General features: G+C 70.6%; 14 protein-coding genes. 4 read left to right on the top strand and 10 right to left on the bottom strand.

The features are described 5' to 3' along the window. The first annotated feature begins 107 nt into the window (after positions 1-107). On the top strand, positions 108-1619 hold the full coding sequence (locus FCN22_RS03160; protein ID WP_137120086.1) for an aldehyde dehydrogenase family protein: 1512 nt from the start codon (positions 108-110) through the stop codon (positions 1617-1619). After that, a complete protein-coding gene (betA, locus tag FCN22_RS03155; RefSeq protein ID WP_137120085.1) occupies positions 1616-3382 on the top strand; it encodes a choline dehydrogenase in 1767 nt (588 codons plus the stop codon). Before FCN22_RS03160 ends, betA begins: the two co-directional genes overlap by 4 nt. Here the strand turns inward: betA and FCN22_RS03150 are convergent. The 9 genes from FCN22_RS03150 to FCN22_RS03110 form a co-directional block, all read right to left on the bottom strand. After that, positions 3364-4131: an SDR family NAD(P)-dependent oxidoreductase gene (locus tag FCN22_RS03150; protein WP_137120262.1), complete on the bottom strand. Its 768-nt coding sequence runs from the start codon at positions 4129-4131 to the stop codon at positions 3364-3366. The genes betA and FCN22_RS03150 overlap by 19 nt on opposite strands. An 81-nt stretch (positions 4132-4212) precedes the next feature. After that, positions 4213-5691, bottom strand: a complete 1479-nt coding sequence (locus FCN22_RS03145) for an aldehyde dehydrogenase family protein (protein ID WP_202911370.1) — start codon at positions 5689-5691, stop codon at positions 4213-4215. Further along, complete coding sequence (locus FCN22_RS03140) at positions 5684-6763, bottom strand: P1 family peptidase (protein ID WP_137120084.1); 1080 nt, start codon at positions 6761-6763, stop codon at positions 5684-5686. Before FCN22_RS03140 ends, FCN22_RS03145 begins: the two co-directional genes overlap by 8 nt. A gap of 49 nt (positions 6764-6812) precedes the next feature. Further along, positions 6813-7673: an ATP-binding cassette domain-containing protein gene (locus FCN22_RS03135; RefSeq protein ID WP_137120083.1), complete on the bottom strand. Its 861-nt coding sequence runs from the start codon at positions 7671-7673 to the stop codon at positions 6813-6815. Next, the gene (locus FCN22_RS03130; RefSeq protein ID WP_137120082.1) at positions 7666-8733 is read right to left on the bottom strand and encodes an oligopeptide/dipeptide ABC transporter ATP-binding protein; all 1068 of its coding nucleotides are present in this window, start codon (positions 8731-8733) and stop codon (positions 7666-7668) included. Before FCN22_RS03130 ends, FCN22_RS03135 begins: the two co-directional genes overlap by 8 nt. After that, positions 8730-9569: an ABC transporter permease gene (locus tag FCN22_RS03125; protein WP_238384504.1), complete on the bottom strand. Its 840-nt coding sequence runs from the start codon at positions 9567-9569 to the stop codon at positions 8730-8732. The genes FCN22_RS03130 and FCN22_RS03125 overlap by 4 nt, the downstream gene beginning before the upstream one ends. Positions 9570-9613: 44 nt before the next feature. Next, positions 9614-10564, bottom strand: coding sequence for an ABC transporter permease (locus FCN22_RS03120; RefSeq protein WP_137120081.1), 951 nt, complete (start codon positions 10562-10564; stop codon positions 9614-9616). An 18-nt stretch (positions 10565-10582) separates the two neighbouring features. Then, positions 10583-12154 carry an ABC transporter substrate-binding protein gene (locus FCN22_RS03115; RefSeq protein WP_137120080.1) on the bottom strand — a complete coding sequence of 524 codons (1572 nt, stop codon included), beginning with the start codon at positions 12152-12154 and terminating at the stop codon, positions 10583-10585. Between the two features lies 1 nt (position 12155). Then, positions 12156-13223 (bottom strand): isocitrate/isopropylmalate dehydrogenase family protein, encoded by a 1068-nt coding sequence (locus tag FCN22_RS03110; RefSeq protein WP_137120079.1) that lies wholly within the window; start codon positions 13221-13223, stop codon positions 12156-12158. Between the two features lie 159 nt (positions 13224-13382). Here FCN22_RS03110 and FCN22_RS03105 point away from each other — a divergent pair, with 159 nt between their 5' ends. Both FCN22_RS03105 and FCN22_RS03100 read left to right on the top strand, forming a co-directional pair. Continuing rightward, positions 13383-14786 carry an amidase gene (locus FCN22_RS03105; protein WP_137120259.1) on the top strand — a complete coding sequence of 468 codons (1404 nt, stop codon included), beginning with the start codon at positions 13383-13385 and terminating at the stop codon, positions 14784-14786. A gap of 24 nt (positions 14787-14810) precedes the next feature. Beyond that, complete coding sequence (locus FCN22_RS03100) at positions 14811-15584, top strand: FadR/GntR family transcriptional regulator (protein ID WP_137120078.1); 774 nt, start codon at positions 14811-14813, stop codon at positions 15582-15584. A gap of 108 nt (positions 15585-15692) precedes the next feature. Here FCN22_RS03100 and FCN22_RS03095 read toward each other — a convergent pair whose 3' ends face one another. Beyond that, the gene (locus tag FCN22_RS03095; protein WP_137120077.1) at positions 15693-16496 is read right to left on the bottom strand and encodes a carbon-nitrogen hydrolase family protein; all 804 of its coding nucleotides are present in this window, start codon (positions 16494-16496) and stop codon (positions 15693-15695) included. Between the last annotated feature and the right edge of the window lie 7 nt (positions 16497-16503).

The raw sequence follows: 16503 nt of genomic DNA, 5'->3' as shown, positions 1-16503 counted from the left end.
CCGGCTGGAGGTCTCTCCACACCGATTCGGCATGTCATTGTGACCTTGTCGCGCCAGCTCGGCACTGGTGACGCGACAGCACCTGCAGACGATCGACGGGAGTGCTGATGTCCGACCTGTTCATCAACGGGGTATGGCGTGACGCCTCCGACCAGGGCACACGCACCATCGTGTGCCCTGCAGACGGCAGCACCGTCGGCACGGTCGACGAGGCCGCGGCGGAGGATGCAGGTGCCGCGGTCGCCGCCGCACGCGCCGCCTTCGACTCCGGGCCGTGGGTGGACACCCCCGGCCCTGACCGGGCTGCCCTGCTGCACCGCCTGGCAGACCGCCTGGCACAGGAGAAGGACGAGGTCGCGCGCCTCGAAGCGCTAGACACGGGAAAGCGATTCGTCGAGGCCCAGCTCGACATGGACGACGTCATCGCGGTGTTCCGCCACTTCGCGAGCCTGGTGCAGGTCGACGCCGGGCGAGTGGTGGACACCGGGGTCGCGGCCGTCTCCAGCCGGGTGGTGCACGAACCGGTCGGCGTGTGCGCCCTGATCACACCGTGGAACTACCCGTTGTTGCAGACGTCGTGGAAGGTCGCCCCGGCCCTCGCCGCAGGCAACACCTTCGTGCTCAAGCCCAGCGAGCTCACCCCGCACACGGCCATCTGGCTGGTGCGCACCCTCGCGGAGCTCGGGCTGCCGGAGGGCGTGGGGGGGCTCGTCCTCGGATCGGGTGCCACGGTCGGCGCGGCCCTCACCGAGCACCCGGGCGTCGACCTCGTGTCGTTCACCGGTGGCCTCGCGACGGGACGACGCATCATGGCGGCAGCGGCAGCCACCGTCAAGCGTGTGGCGCTCGAGCTCGGTGGCAAGAACCCCAACATCGTCTTCGCCGACGCCGACCTGCCCGCCGCGATCGACAACGCCCTGACCGCGGTCTTCCTCGACTCCGGCCAGGTGTGCTCGGCCGGGTCCCGGCTGGTCGTCGAGGAGTCGGTGCACGACCAGGTCGTAGCCGAGCTGGTCCGGCGGGCGCACGACATCCGGCTGGGTGGGCCGTTCGACGAGGACGCCGAGGCCGGCCCTTTGATCAGCGCCGAGCACCGCGACAAGGTGCAGTCGTACGTCGAGGCGGCCGTGGCCGAGGGCGCGCAGCTGCTCGTCGGCGGCGGACCACCTGCCGATCCCGCTCTGGCCCAGGGAAGCTACTTCCTGCCCACCGTCCTCGACCACTGCCACACCGGGATGCGGTGCGTCCAGGACGAGTCCTTCGGCCCGGTGCTGACCGTCGAGACCTTCTCCGGCGGCACCGCGGACGCGGCCGAGGACGCCGCGGTGGCGATCGCCAACGACACCATCTACGGCCTCGCCGGCGCGGTCTGGACCGAGAACGCGGGCCGGGCCGAACGGGTCGCCCGACGCCTGCGCCACGGCACCATCTGGATCAACGACTTCCATCCCTACGTGCCCCAGGCCGAGTGGGGCGGGTTCAAGCAGTCCGGGGTGGGGCGAGAGCTCGGGCTGGCCGGGCTCGAGGAGTATCGCGAGACCAAGCACATCTGGCACAACACCAGACCCGGCCCGGCCGGATGGTTCGAGGACCGAGCCACGAAGGAGGGGGACGCATGACCGAGCGGGCCTGGGACGTCGTGATCGTCGGGGGCGGCTCGGCGGGGTCCGCGCTGGCGAACCGGTTGAGCGCCGACCCGAGCACGTCCGTGCTGGTGCTCGAGGCCGGGCGCAGTGACTTCCGCGTCGACCCGTTCATCCACATGCCGGCCGCGTTGTCCTACCCGATCGGCAACCGGTTCTACGACTGGAGGTACGAGTCGGAGCCGGAGCCCTTCATGGGCGGTCGGCGGATCTACCACGCCCGGGGCAAGGTCCTCGGCGGCTCGAGCAGCATCAACGGGATGATCTTCCAGCGCGGCAACCCGCTCGACTTCGAGCGCTGGTCACGCGACGCGGGCATGGAGCAGTGGGACTACGCGCACTGTCTCCCCTACTTCAAGCGCATGGAGACGTGCCTCGCCGGTGCCGACGACTGGCGGGGCGGCTCCGGTCCCCTGGTGCTCGAACGCGGCCCCGCCGACTCGCCGTTGTTCGGCGCGTTCTTCGAGGCGGTCCAGGAGGCTGGCTACCCCCTCACCGACGACGTCAACGGTTACCGGCAGGAGGGTTTCGCCAAGTTCGACCGCAACGTGCACCGGGGGCGTCGCCTCAGCGCGGCCCGCGCCTACCTGCACCCCGTGCAGGGCCGCAAGAACCTCTCCATAGAGACGCTGGCGCAGGTCTCGGGGCTACGCACCCGGGGCAACCGGGTGACGGGAGTCGACTACGTCCGGGCCGGCAAGTGGCGCCGGACGGCGCGGGCCGCCGAGGTGATCCTCTGCGGCGGCGCGTTCAACTCCCCGCAGCTGCTGCAGCTCGCCGGCATCGGCAACGCGGAGGAGCTGCGAGCGCTCGGAATCGAGCCGGTGGCAGACCTGCCGGGAGTCGGCGAGAGCCTGCAGGACCACCTCGAGGTCTACATCCAGCACGCCAGCAAGCAGCCGGTCTCGATCGCTCCGTGGCTGAAGCACCGGCACAAGGCGCGGGTCGGCGCCGAGTGGATGCTCCTGCGCCGCGGGGTGGGTGCGAGCAACCACTTCGAGGCCGGAGGGTTCATCCGCAGCAACGACCGGGTCCGCTACCCCAACGAGATGTTCCACTTCCTGCCGATCGCCATCCGGTATGACGGGACGCGGCCGGCCGCCGAGCACGGCTACCAGGTGCACATCGGACCGATGTACTCCGACTGCCGCGGAAGCGTGAAGGTCACGAGCACCGACCCGTTCAGCCATCCGGCCGTGCGGTTCAACTACCTGTCGACCGAGGACGACCGGCGCGAGTGGGTCGAGATGGTCAGGGCAGCGCGCAACATCCTGGAGCAGCCCGCCTTTTCCGCCTTCAGCGCCGGTGAGATCTCACCCGGCCCCGCGGTGCGGACCGACCAGGAGATCCTGGACTGGGTCGCCCGGGACGCCGAGACCGCCTTGCACCCCTCGTGCACCGCCCGGATGGGCACCGATGAACGCAGCGTCGTCGACCCGCGCTCGATGCGCGTGCACGGTGTCGAGGGCCTGCGGGTGGTCGACGCGTCGGTGTTCCCCTACGTGCCCAACGGCAACATCTACGCCCCGGTCATGATGGTCGCGGAGAAGGCCGCCGACCTGATCCTCGGGACGACGCCGCTGCCGCCCGCGCAGGTGCCGTTCTACCGTCACGGCGAGGGCATGCCGCTCTACCCCGAGGGCGACCCGCGCAACCACGCGTGGAACGCGCGCACCGACCCGCCGAGCGCAGCCGGAGCCAACCCGGCGCCGGCGCGAGGTCAGCTGGGTGGGGTGTAGCGGCCGTCGATGGCGGTCCAGCCGCCGTCGACGAACAGTTGGCTGCCGGTGACGAAGCTCGAGGCGTCGGAGGCGAGGTAGACCACGGCGCCGGCGAGTTCCTCGGCGTGTGACCAGCGCCCGAGCGCGCTCTTGCTGGCGTAGGCCTCGGACCACTCCGGCACGGCCCGGATCTGGGCGGTCAGTGGCGTGTCCACGATGCCCGGGGCGATCGCGTTGAGGCGGACGCCGTCCGGGCCGAGCTCGGCGGCCGCGGTGCGCAGCAGCTGCACCAGACCGGCCTTGGTCGCGGCGTAGACGCCCTGACCCGGTTCGACCGCGACCGCGCGGATGGAGCTGAACCCGATGATGCTGCCCCGGCCCCGCTGCGCCATGCCCGCACCGAAGGCCCGCACCAGATCGAACGACGCGCGCAGGTTGAGCGAGACCACCCGGTCGAACTCCTCGGCCGTGTAGTCCAGCAGCCGCTTGCGCACGTTGGTCGCGGCGGTGAACACGAGCACGTCGACCGGGCCGAGCTCGTCCGCCGCGCGCGAGACCGCCTCGGAGTCCAGGACATCCAGCTCATATGCCGTGTCCCCGCCACCGGCGGCGACGGTCTCCTTCGCGGCCGTCAGGTCCCGGTCGGCGCACACCACCTGCGCCCCGTGCGCGGAAAGCGCCAACGCGCTCTCCCGACCGATGCCGCTCCCCGCGCCGACCACCACCGCGCGCCGCCCGTCGAGCCGGAACAGCCTGCTGTAGTCCACCCGGCCGGGAGCCTGCTCGACCGTCGTGCCGTCGGTCGCCGGGTGCCCCGCCTGTTCATTCGTCGTCTGCTGGTCCACGCCTCAGCCCCTCCTCGTGCTCGTCGTGCTGGTGGATGGCCGGATGACCGCCATCCGGGTCACCGTCAGCTCCTCGATCGCGAACCGCGGTCCCTCCCGGCCCGCGCCGGAGTCCTTCACCCCGCCATAGGGCATCACGTCCGAACGGAACCCGGGCACCTCGTTGACGATCACCCCGCCCGCCTCGATCCGGTCCACCGCCTCGAACGCCGTCTCCAGCGACGCGGTGAACACACTCGCGTGCAACCCGTAGCGGGAGTGGTTGACCACCTCGAACGCCGCGTCCAGGTCCGGCACCGACCGCACCGCGACCACCGGCCCGAAGATCTCCTCGTCCCACGCCGACACGCCATCGGGCACGTCCAGCAACACGGTGGGCTCGACCACCCCGCCGCTGGCCGTGCCGCCGGCCACCAACCGGGCACCGGCCGCCACCGCGGCCTCCACCCACGCCACGACCCGGTCGGCCGACCGCTCGTCGATCAGGGCCGACACCCGCGTCGACTCCTCGCGCGGGTCACCCACCTGCACCTGGCCCATCCGCTCGGACAACCGCGTCAGGAACTGCTCGCGCACCGACTCGACCACCACCACCCGCTGCACACTGATGCACGCCTGCCCCGACGCGTAGTAGCCCCCGCGCACCACCGCGTCCGCGGCCGCGTCCAGGTCGGCATCCGCCGCCACCACCAGCGCCGCGTTGGACCCCAGCTCCAGCAACACCTTCGTCGGCGCGGCGTCCCGGGCGATCTGGTGCCCGACCGCCGCCGAACCGGTGAACGACACCGCGCCCACCCGGCGGTCCGTGGTCAACGCGACCCCCACCTCGGGTCCACCGGTCACCAGCTGCACCGCGGCCGCCGGGCCACCCGCAGCCACCAACGCCTCACGCACCAGGTGCACCAGCCACAACGTCGCCAACGGCGTCTGCGGCGCCGGCTTGGCCACCACCGGGCAGCCCGCCGCGATCGACGGCGCGATCTTGTGCGCCGCCAGCAGCAACGGGTAGTTGAACCCCGCGATCCCCACCACCACGCCGATCGGCTTGCGCACCCAGAAGCCCAACAGCCCCTCGCCCGAGGGCAACAGGTCCAACGGCACCGTCTCCCCGTGCAACCGCGCCACCTCCTCCGCCGCCGTCTGCAACGTCAACAGGGTGCGCGCCACCTCCACCCGGCAGTCCACCAACGGCTTGCCCGTCTCAGCCACCAACAACCGCTCGAAATCCTCACGCCGCCGTGCGATCTCGTCATGGGTCGCCTGCAACGCGGCACGCCGCACGTGCGAGGGCAACCGCCCCACCACCTCCCGCACCGCCAACGCCGCCTCCACCGCGCGCCGCGCCAGGTCCGCATCCCCCACCGGCGAGGGTGCCACCACCGAACCATCGAACGGGAAACACACCTCCTCACTCGACGGCGCGGACACCCACCCCTCGCCGATCGGCAGGCCGTCCGGGAAATCCAGCGTCAGGTCAGTCATGTTCGTGGTCGCTCTCTGTCGTCGGGGTGGTGAAGGCCGAGGGAAAGGCTTCCCGGTAGGACCGCCATGTGCCGGCCGGGGTCCGGACGGTCTCGGCGCTGAGCATCGCGTGTCCGATCGCCCTGGTGAAGCAGTCTCCGGCAGCATCGAGGAGCGCGTGAAAGCCCAACGGATCCGGCGGAGTTCGGTCGCCGGTCGCCAGCGTGAAGACCGTGTCACCGTCGAACATGGTGTGTACCGGGCGTATGCCGCGTGCCATCCCGTCGTGCGCGATGCCCGAGACCTTGGCGCACTGGGCCTTGGTCAGGGTGGCGTCCGTCGCCACGACGCCGATCGTCGTGGCCAGGGCATATCTGGCGCCTCCCGGGCTGGCCAGGTCGTCGGCGGCCTGACGGGCCGCGGCCAGCTCGGAGGGCAGAGGGTTGGAGAGCGGAGGGAACTCTCCAGGCAGACCGAAGCGGACGGCATACAGCTCACCGGTGGCGGGGTCGACGCAGGAGCCGAGGGCGTTGACCACGGCCAGTGCGGCGACCGTCGTGCCGTCCTCGAGCACGACACTGCCCGAGCCGACGGCACCCTTGAGTCCGCCCGCCTTGCTGCCGGTCCCGGCCCCGACGACGCCACTCTCGACGGGGCCGGAAGTCGCGGCGTCGTAGGCCTGCTCCCCGAACTCGGGGCTCGGATGGGTGGCGAAGTCGCCGCCCCGACCGAGGTCGAAGACCACGGCGCCCGGCACGATCGGCACCACCTCGCCGGGAGCCCCCATCGGCAGGCCGACACCGGCGTCGAAGAGCCGGCCCATGACGCCGTCGACCGCGCCGAGCCCGAAGGCGCTCCCGCCCGACAGGACGACCGCGTGGACGCGCTCGACCATGTTGCGGGGGTCGAGCAGGTCGGTGTCACGGGTGCCCGGCCCGCCACCGCGGACGTCCACCCCGGCCACCGCGCCACCGGGCGGGCACAGGACCACGGTGGTCCCGGTGAGCCAGCCGTCGCCGCGACGGCTCGCGTGCCCGACGCGCAGCCCCGCCACATCGGTCAGGCTGTTGGTCCGGCCGGCCCGGACATTCACGCGGGGCCCCCGCGAAGTATCGGAGCACCGCGGAGAACTTCGTGGGGGGTCATGCTGGGGTCTCCTGGTTGAGGTCGGCGGCGGTGACCCCGGACAGGGCCTTGGTCAGGGTGGGAATGGCGGCGATGAGCTTGCGGGTGTACGGGTGTTGGGGGTTGTCGTAGACGTCGGCGACGGGGCCCATCTCGACGATCTGGCCGTTGTGCATGACCGCGACCCGGTCGCAGACGTGGCGCACCACCGACAGGTCGTGGGAGACGAACACCAGGGTCAGGTCGAGCTCGTCGACCAGGTCGGCGATGAGGTTGAGGACCTGCGCGCGGACCGAGACGTCCAGGGCGCTGACCGGTTCGTCGGCGACCAGGATCGCGGGTGTGGAGGCCAGGGCCCGGGCGATGGAGATGCGTTGCCTTTGGCCGCCGGAGAACTGGTGCGGGTAGCGGCCGGCGGCGTCGGCCCGCAGCCCGACGGCCTGCAGCAGCTGCTCGACCCGGCCCCGGGAGGCGCCGCGGCCCTGGGCGACCAGGGGTTCGGCGACGATGTCGCGCACCCGCATCCGGGGGTCCAGTGAGCTCATCGGGTCCTGGAAGACCAGCTGCAGCCGCTGGCGCAGCCAGCGCAGCTGGCGGTCGCGCAGCCGGGTGATGTCGCGGCCCTCCACCTGGACCGAGCCGCTGGTGGCGCGGTCGAGCCCGGACAGGATCCGCAGCAGGGTGGACTTGCCGCAGCCGGACTCGCCCACGATGCCGAAGCGTTCGCCGGGCGCCACGTCGAAGCTGACGCCGCGCAGGGCACGGACCGGTTCGCTGGCGTGCAGCAGCGAGGTGCGCGACCGGCGGTAGTCGCGGGTCACGTCGCGGACGCTGATCGCCGTGGTGCCGGTGGGCGGGCCGCCGGTGTGCTCAGTCATCGATACCCTCCGCCCGAGCCGTGGTGGCGGGTGCAGGGTGGTAGCAGGCGAACCCGGAGTCCTCGCCGGTGACGGTCCAGTCCGGTCGGACACGGCACTGCTCGGTGGCGTGCTCGCAGCGGTTGCGGAAGACGCAACCGGCGGGGAACCGGCCCGCGGCGGGGACCGACCCGGGGATGGTGGCCAGCCGGCCGCGCTCGTCCACCACGGCCAGGTCGGACGCACCGAGCAGTCCCTGGGTGTAGCGGTGCCGCGGCCGGGTGAAGACCTGGCGGGTCGGGCCTGCTTCGACGATCCGCCCGCCATACATCACCAGGACCCGCTCGCAGGCGGTGGCGACCACGGCCAGGTCGTGGGTGATGAACAGCATCGCGGCGGCCCGGTCCAGCACCCCGCGCACGATCAGGTCGAGCACCAGCGCCTGCACGGTGACGTCGAGCGCGGTGGTGGGCTCGTCGCAGACCAGCAGGGCGGGGTCGTTGGCCAGCGCCAGCGCCAGCACCACCCGCTGCCGCTGCCCGCCGGACAGCTGGTGCGGGTAGGCGCGTGCGGTGCCGGCCGGGTCGGGCAGGCCGACCTGGTCGAGCAGCTCGACCGCCGCGGCCCGGGCCGCCTTGCGGTTCGGGCGGGTCCGGTGGATCAGCATCGACTCGGCGACCTGGTCACCCACCCGCATGGTCGGGTTGAGCGCGGTCATCGGCTCCTGGAACACCATCGCCAGGTCACGGCCCCGCACCCGCGACATCGCCTTCTCGTCCGCGCCGACCAGGTCGTGCCCCACCCCAGCCACCCGCACCGACCCGGACGCCTGCAGGCCCTCGGGCAGCAGACCCATCAAGGCCAGCGCGGTCAGCGACTTGCCCGACCCCGACTCCCCGATCAGCCCGACCCGCTCCCCGGGCCGGATGGTGAAGGACACGTCCTCGACCAGCTTCTGCTCCCGCACCGTCACGTCCAGGCGATCCACGACCAGCACGTCCTCGCCGGCCGTCCGGCCCACGGGACCCGCCGTGCCGGTCGCGCTGCCCGGAGTGGTGCGGCTGGCCGGTGTGGCGTTCATCGGCGGTCCTCCAGCTTCGGGTCGAACCGGTCGCGCAACCCGTCGCCGAGCAGGTTGAACCCCAGCACCGCCACCGCGATCGCCACCCCGGGGAACACCGCCAGCCGCGGCGCCGACCACAACATCTCCTGGCTCTCCTGCAGCATCCGCCCCCACGACGGCGTGGGCGGCGGGGTGCCGAACCCCAAGAACGACAGCGCCGCCTCGGCCAGCACCGCGATCGCGAACGACACCGACGCCTGCACCGTGACCAGGCTGCTGACATTCGGCAGCACGTGCCGCACCCCGATCGCGAACGGGCCCCGCCCGGCCGCCCGGGCCGCCAGCACGTACTCCGTCCCCAGCACCTGCAACGTGCCGCTACGGATCAACCGGGCAAAGCTGGGGATCGTCGCGATCCCGATCGCGATCATCGCCACCAACGTGCTCGCGCCGTAGACCGCGGCGAACATGATCGCCAGCAACAATGCCGGGAACGCCAACAACAGGTCATTGCCCCGCATCACCAGCTCACCCAACCACCGTGGCACCATCCCCGCCACGATCCCCAGCGGCACCCCGATCGCCGCGGCCACCCCCACCGCGACGAACCCGACGAACAACGTGGTGCGCGACCCCACCAGGATCTGGCTGAACACGTCACGGCCGAACTTGTCGGTGCCGAACCAGTAGTCTCCCGACGGCTTCTGCAACCGGGTCGAGGCATTCACCAGCGTCGGGTCGTGGGGCGTCCACACGAACGACACCAGCGCCATCCCCACGATCAGGCACACCAGGAAACCACCCACCAGCAGGCTCGGATTCACCCGCCGGCGCGCGGGCGCCGACCCCACCAGGTCGTCCGGGCCGGGTGGCTGGACCGCCAGGGCGTCCTGCGCGCTCACCGGGCACCCGCCCGCAGCCGGGGGTCGATCACCAGGTAGAGCAGGTCGACCACGAAGTTCACGACCAGCACCGCCACCACCAGGATCATCACCACGTCCTGCACCATGATCAGGTCACGCTGGGAGACGCTGTCCAGCAACAAGCTGCCCAGCCCCGGGATGACGAACACCCGCTCCACCACCACCGCACCGATCAACAACGTCGCCAGCTGCAGCCCCAACACCGTGACCACCGGCACCGACGCGTTGCGCAGCCCGTGCCGCACCAGCGCCCGCATCGGCCGCAACCCCTTGGCCCGCGCCGTGCGCAGGTAGTCCTCCCGCAACACGTCCAGCACCGCGCTGCGCACATACCGCGTCAACACCGCCGCCTGCACCAACCCCAACGACAACACCGGCAGCACCAGCTGCTTGACGAACATCACCGGATCCTGCGCCGGCGGAGTCCACCCGTTGGCCGGCAACCAGCCCAGCTTCACCGCGAACACCGCAATCAACAAGATGCCCGCCAGGAACGCCGGGATCGCCATCCCCACCTGCGAGACCGCCGACAACGCCAGCCCGGACACCTTGCGGTGCCGCACCGCCATCACCGTCCCCACCGGGATCGCCACCACCACCGCCAACGCCATCGCCGTGACCACCAGCCACAAGGTCACCTGCAGCCGATCCGCCAGCTGCGGACCGATCGCCGTACCCGACACGTAGGAGTTACCCGGGTCGAACGTGACCAGGCCCTTCACCCAGCTGAGGTACTGCACCACCAACGGCCGGTCCAGGCCGAACTCGTGCTCCATCTCGTGCACGGCCGCGTCGGAGGCATTGACACCCAGCGCGACCCGTGCCGGGTTGCCGGGCAGCACAGCCATGAACGCGAACACGATGACCGAGCTCACGACGAGGCTACCCAGCAGGATCCCGGCGCGTTGGAGCAGTCGAAGGACCATCTGATCGAACCAGACCCGTTAGGACCCGGCCAGCCCTGTCACGTCGAAGGACTCGGAGATCGCGTTCTTGGGCAGCCCGGTGATGCCCTTGTCGGCCACGATGATGTTGGGCAGGACGAACAGCCAGTCGGCAGCAGCGTCCTGCGACAGCATCTTCGCCGCCTTCTTCATGTCCGTGACCTGCTCCTGCTCGGTGCCCTCGTCGGCCTGCTTGAGCAGGTTGCTGAAGGCCGGGTTGGTGTAGCGGGTGTAGTACTTCGGGTCACCGAAAACCGCTCCCATGTCGCGAGGCTCGACGTGCGCGATGATCGACATGTCGTAGTCGGCATTGGTGAAGACCGTGCTCAGCCACGCTGCCGGGAACTCGAGCTGGTCGAGCTTGACCTTGAAGCCCGCCTGCTCGAGCTGGCTCTTGACCACGGTCCCGCACGACACGGCATACGGGAGCGTCGGGATCCGCAGCCGCAGCGTCTCGTTCGCCTCGCCGGACTCCTTGAGCAGGGTCTTGGCCTTGGCGACGTCGTGCGGGTACAGCCCGGTGAGGTCCTCGTACCACGGGTCGGTCGGCGGCACCATGCTGCCGATCAGGGTGCCGCGACCGGCCCAGCACGTGTCGAGCAGGGCCTTGTGGTCGATGGCGTAGCGCACCGCCTGGCGCATCTTCTTGTTCTTCATCGGCCCGCTGCCGTTGTTGAACGACAGGACGACCTCGCCGTTGGTCGTGCCCTCGATCACCTGGTACTTGTTGTTGTTCTCGAACTGCCCCAGCGACTCCGGCGTCTGGACCGTCCCGATGACATTGATCGTGCCGGTCAGGAGCGCGTTGTTGAGGGCGGTCGGGTCCTTGAAGTACTTGAAGGTGACCGTCTTGTAGTAGGGCTTGTCACCCCAGTAGGAGTTGTTGCGCAGCAAGGAGATCGAGTCGCCACGGGTCCACTTGCCCAGCTTGTAGGGTCCGGTGCCGATCGGCTTGGTCGCGAGGTGGTCGACGCCGGTACGGCTGAACATCGCGCCCACCCGGGTCGTCATGCGGTAGAGCCAGTCGTTGCTGGGATGGGAGAGGACCACCTGGAGCTTGGTCGGGGAGACCACCTTGGCGTGGTCGACCACGTCCATCGCCGACTTGAGCGAGATCGTCCAGTCCTTCTTCACCCGGTCGATGGAGAACTTCGCGTCCGCCGCGGTGAACGGCTTGCCGTTGGTGAACTTCGCGTCCTTGGTGAGATTGAACGTGTAGGTCTTGCGGTCCTTCGACACCGTCCAGGAGGTCGCGAGTCCCGGTGCGATGTCACCCTTCTGGTCGAGCTGAACGAGGCCCTCGTAGACGTTGTAGAGCAGCACCTGTGGGATCGCGGCGCCGTCCGTCTTGGTGAAGTCGAGGTTGGCGGGCTCAGCCACCAGTCCGATGCTCAGGCTGGCGTTGCTGGCCTCCTGCCCGCCGGCAGTGCCGCCGGTGGCCCCGCCCGTCGCCCCGCCGCCGGGACTCTCGTCGCCTCCACCCGAGGTGGACGAACCTGCGGAGCACGACGCGAGCACGAGGCTGGCTGCCGCTGCGACCACGAGGGCCGTCTTCTTGATGTGGTGCCTCACCTTAGGTCTCCATCCGGTTCAGGACCGCGGACGCGAGGTCCGCTGTCGTGGCGCTTCCGCCGAGGTCGGGGGTGTGGTTCTGGGGGTCCAGCAGGGCCGCCGCAACAGCCTGCCGTATGCCGTGTGCCGCCTTGGTGTGTCCGAGGTCCTCCAGCAGGAGGGCGCCGGAGAGCAGGCACGCGACCGGGTTGGCCACGCCACGGCCGGCGATGTCGGGAGCCGAGCCGTGCACGGGTTCGTAGATACCCGGGACGTCGCCGCCGGGAAGGACGTTGGCGGACGGGGCCATCCCCATCCCCCCGGCCAGGACGGCCGCCAGGTCGGACAGGATGTCGCCGAACAGGTTGCCGGCCAGCAGCACGTCCAGCGACCGCGGCGCCTGGATCATCCGGGCGGCCATCGCGTCGACCAGCACGGTCTCCAGCTCCACCCCCGGGTACTGCTCACCGACCTCGGCCACGACCCGGTCCCACAGCGGGTAGCCGTGCCGCATGGCGTTGGACTTGGTGACCAGCGACAGCTTCCCGGACCGCTTGCCCGCCAGGGCGAACGCGTGGTGGGCGGCGCGCTCGATGACCCGTCGGGAGTGGACCGCGACCTCGATCCCCAGGTCGTGCCCGCTGCCGGCATGGGCCACTCCCCCGGCTCCGACGTACTCGCCCTCGGTGTTCTCCCGCACGATGACCAGGTCGACACCGTCGGTGTCACGGACCTTGGTCGGCACCCCCGCGAAGGCCTGCACCGGCCGGATGTTGACCGCCAGGTCCAGCTGCTGGCGCAGCCCGATGATCAGACCCCACACCAGCTCGTGGTCGGGCACGTCGGGCCGGCCCACCGCACCGAACAGCACCGCGTCGTGCTCCTTGGCCACGTCCGCCGCGTCGGCCGGCATCGCGGCACCCTCACGCAGGAATCGCTCGCCACCCCAGTCAAGCTCGGTGACCTGCAGCTCACCGCCCTGCGCGGACACAGCTGCAGCCAGCACCGGCACGGTGGCCCCGATGACCTCCGGTCCGACCCCGTCACCGGGGATCACTGCGAGGCGCACGGCGGCCCCGGGCTGGGTCATCCTGACCTCCTGAAGGTGACTGGTCTGACCAGTGGACTTTGTGACGATTGACGCTACCCTGACGACTGGATCGGTTCTTGTCAAGGGATTCCGTCGAGGACGACGGAGCGGGGCCGTGCGAAGGGAGCAGATGTGTCCGAAGCAGCAGGCCTGGCCACGATGACGGCGGCGAGGATGGTGGCGGCGTTCGCGGACCGTTCGGTGTCCCCGGTCGAGGTCCATGAGGCGGTGCAGGAGGTGATCGGGGCCTGCGAGCCCGTGCTCAACGCGTTCTGGGTGCGCGACCCCGAGCAGTCCCTCGCAGCGGCCCGCGCCAGTGAGAAGCGGTGGACTGCAGGCGAACCCCTCGGGCCGATCGACGGCGTCCCGGTCACGTTGAAGGAGAACCTCGCCCGCGCTGGCGTGCCGATGCCGTCGGGCAATGCCGGCATCGAGCCGGTGGTGCCCACCGCCAACGCCCCGATCACCGACCGGGTGCTGGAGTCCGGCGGTGTCGTGCTGGGCTCCACCGTGATGCCGGACTGGGGCATGCTCTCCTCGGGGGTCTCCAGCCTGCACGGCATCACCCGCAGCCCGTGGAACCCGCAGTGGACGACCGGTGGCTCCAGCTCCGGCGCCGGGGCCGCCGCAGCAGCCGGATACGGACCGTTGCACGTCGGCAGCGACATCGGGGGCTCGATCCGCCTGCCCGGCACCTGGCTCGGGCTGGCCACGCTCAAGCCCAGCGCCGGGCGCATACCCCTGGACGCGCCCTACCTCGGTCGTTGCGCCGGCCCGCTGACCCGCACCGTCGCCGACGCGGCCCTGTTCATGGGCGTGCTCAGCCAGCCCGACCCGCGCGACTGGACCAGCCTGCCACCGGAACAGACCGACTGGGCCGCGCTCGACCTGCAGGTGCGCGGGCTGCGAGTCGGTCTGCACCTGGACGCCGGCTGCGGCGGCGACGTGGAGCCCGAGATCAGCCGGGCGGTCACCGACGCCGCCGCGCTCTTCGAGGCCGCCGGGGCCCACGTCGAACCCATCGCGCCGTTCATGACCCCCGACCTGCTCGACGACCTGGACCTGTTCTGGCGGGTCCGCTCCTGGAACGACTACGCGGCGCTGCCCGCGGACCGGCAGGCCCGGATCCTGCCCTACATCGTGACCTGGTGCAGCGTCGGCGCAGACACGACCGGACCTCGGATCCTGGAGTGCTACCAGCAGATCATGCGGATGCAGGCTGCCACCGTGGCCGCCACGCAGCCGTATGACGTGGTCCTGTCCCCCGTCGCACCCGTCTCCGCGTTCCCCGCCGAGCAGCCGATGCCCTACCCCGACAACGGCAGGGGCATGCGACACATCGGGTTCACCGTCCCCTACAACATGTCCGGCCAGCCCGCCGCCACCGTCAACGCCGGCTTCACCCACGACGGGCGACCCATCGGCATACAGCTGTCCGGGCGACGGTTCGACGACCTCGGCGTGCTGCGCGCGGCCGCCTGGTACGAACAGCACCGGCCCGAGCCGGCCGTCCCGCGCTGGCCCGACCACACCTCCTTGCAGGAGCCGGCTCAGCTCGCATGAACAGCACGTCGAGAGAGGAACAGCATGGGTGAGGGCGCGCAGTTCGAGCAGGTCCGACCGGTGCGCCTCTACCAACGGATCGTCGAGCAGATCGAGGGCGCGCTTGCCCAGGGCGAGCTCAAGCCCGGGGAGCGGCTGCCGAGCGAACGGGAGCTGGTTACCCAGTTCGGCGCCAGCCGGTCGACGGTGCGCGAGGCGCTGCGCGTGCTGGAGAGCAACGGCGTCGTCCGGTCGCGTCCCGGCGACCCGAACGGCCCGGAGATCCTGCCCTTCTCCACCCAGGGGCTCACCAAGCAGATCACCCGGCTGACCCAGGTCGACGAGGTCGGCTTGGGGGAGCTGATCTCCTTCCGGATGATCCTCGACGGCTCGGCCAACATGCTCGCAGCCCGACTGCGCACACAGGACGAACTGGCGTCGATGGAAGCCACCATCGAGGTGATGCGCGAGACGATCGACCTCGGCTACGAGGAGTTCAGCGAGGCCGACGTGGCCTTTCACGATGCCATCGCCCGGGTCAGCCGCAACTCGCTGATCCAGGTCTGCAACCAGGTGGTCCGTGGCGTCGTCCTGTCGCTGATCTCCGACAAGATCTCACGCTCGCGCAACAGCAAGGCGCTGATGCGCCAGTCGCTGCACCACCACGAAGAGGTGCTCGAGGCCATCCGCGCTGGCGACGGGCCCGCAGCGGCACGCATCTCCCGGCGCAACCTCTACGACTACTACGCCGGCTACCTGCCCAAGGGCGAACGCGAACCGCTGCTCGCCCTGCTCCTGGACGTCAAGCCCGTGGTCTGAGGAACCCTTCGCGGCTTTTCCGGCGACAAGGACTCCACCGGAGTGGCTTGGACGGCCCACTGCCGCGTCGGCGGAGGCCCACCACGTGGTGGACCTCCGCCGCGGGGATCACGCCTGGGAGGTGTCGATGCGAAAGCGACGGTTTGCGAGGCTCGGGTTCTTGACGCGAACCGACTCCAGGCGGTCCGCCGAGATGGTGGTGCCCGCGACCCCCGGTGCCTCTCCGGCGGAGGCCACGACGACCCCCATGGGGTCGATCACCATGCTCTGCCCGGTGCACAGCGGGCCCGACTGTCCCGACACCAGGGCGTAGACGGTGTTCTCGATCGCCCTCGCCCGGGCCAGTGTCACCCAGTGGTCCTCCTTGGCTGGACCAACCGCCCATGCGGCCGGGACGACCAACGCGTTCGCCCCGGAGTCCACCAGCGCGCGGGCCATCTCCGGGAAGCGCATGTCGTAGCACGTCATGACGCCGAAGGCCAGACCGCCCAGCTTGAAGACCAGGGGCTGGTACGACGCAGCCTGGACGCGGTCGGACTCCTTGTAGCCGAACGCGTCGTAGAGGTGCACCTTGCGGTAGACGTCCTCCAGCTCTCCGTCGGAGCGGACGACCACCACCGTGTTCGAGGCCTTGGACGAGCCCTCGAGCACCTCGGTCATCCCCGCGACGACGGCGATGTCGTGTTGCTTGGCCGATTCGGCCACCGCTGACACGAACGGCCCGTCCAGCGACTCCCACTCGGCGGAGGTGTCCGCCGTGACGTCGGGATTGGCGTACATCGCGTTCTCCGGCAGGACGACCAGCGAGGCCCCTTGACCGGAGGCCTCGGCGATGAGCCGTTGCACCTGGGCGCGGTTCTCCACCTTGTCCACGGTGGCTCCGAACTGGGCGACAGCGACCTTCACAGACATGTCGGTT

The organism is Segeticoccus rhizosphaerae, from assembly GCF_005222685.1.
Lineage (GTDB): Bacteria > Actinomycetota > Actinomycetes > Actinomycetales > Dermatophilaceae > Segeticoccus > Segeticoccus rhizosphaerae.
This window is presented reverse-complemented; position numbering and strand designations above follow the sequence as displayed.

Coding starts and splice junctions, on each gene's coding strand:
- FCN22_RS03105 (WP_137120259.1), top strand. CDS start 13,383: ATGACGGCGGCGAGGATGGTGGCGGCGTTCGCGGACCGTTCGGTGTCC.
- FCN22_RS03110 (WP_137120079.1), bottom strand. CDS start 13,223: ATGACCCAGCCCGGGGCCGCCGTGCGCCTCGCAGTGATCCCCGGTGAC.
- FCN22_RS03095 (WP_137120077.1), bottom strand. CDS start 16,496: ATGTCTGTGAAGGTCGCTGTCGCCCAGTTCGGAGCCACCGTGGACAAG.
- FCN22_RS03160 (WP_137120086.1), top strand. CDS start 108: ATGTCCGACCTGTTCATCAACGGGGTATGGCGTGACGCCTCCGACCAG.
- betA (WP_137120085.1), top strand. CDS start 1,616: ATGACCGAGCGGGCCTGGGACGTCGTGATCGTCGGGGGCGGCTCGGCG.
- FCN22_RS03130 (WP_137120082.1), bottom strand. CDS start 8,733: ATGAACGCCACACCGGCCAGCCGCACCACTCCGGGCAGCGCGACCGGC.
- FCN22_RS03120 (WP_137120081.1), bottom strand. CDS start 10,564: ATGGTCCTTCGACTGCTCCAACGCGCCGGGATCCTGCTGGGTAGCCTC.
- FCN22_RS03135 (WP_137120083.1), bottom strand. CDS start 7,673: ATGACTGAGCACACCGGCGGCCCGCCCACCGGCACCACGGCGATCAGC.
- FCN22_RS03100 (WP_137120078.1), top strand. CDS start 14,811: ATGGGTGAGGGCGCGCAGTTCGAGCAGGTCCGACCGGTGCGCCTCTAC.
- FCN22_RS03145 (WP_202911370.1), bottom strand. CDS start 5,691: ATGACTGACCTGACGCTGGATTTCCCGGACGGCCTGCCGATCGGCGAG.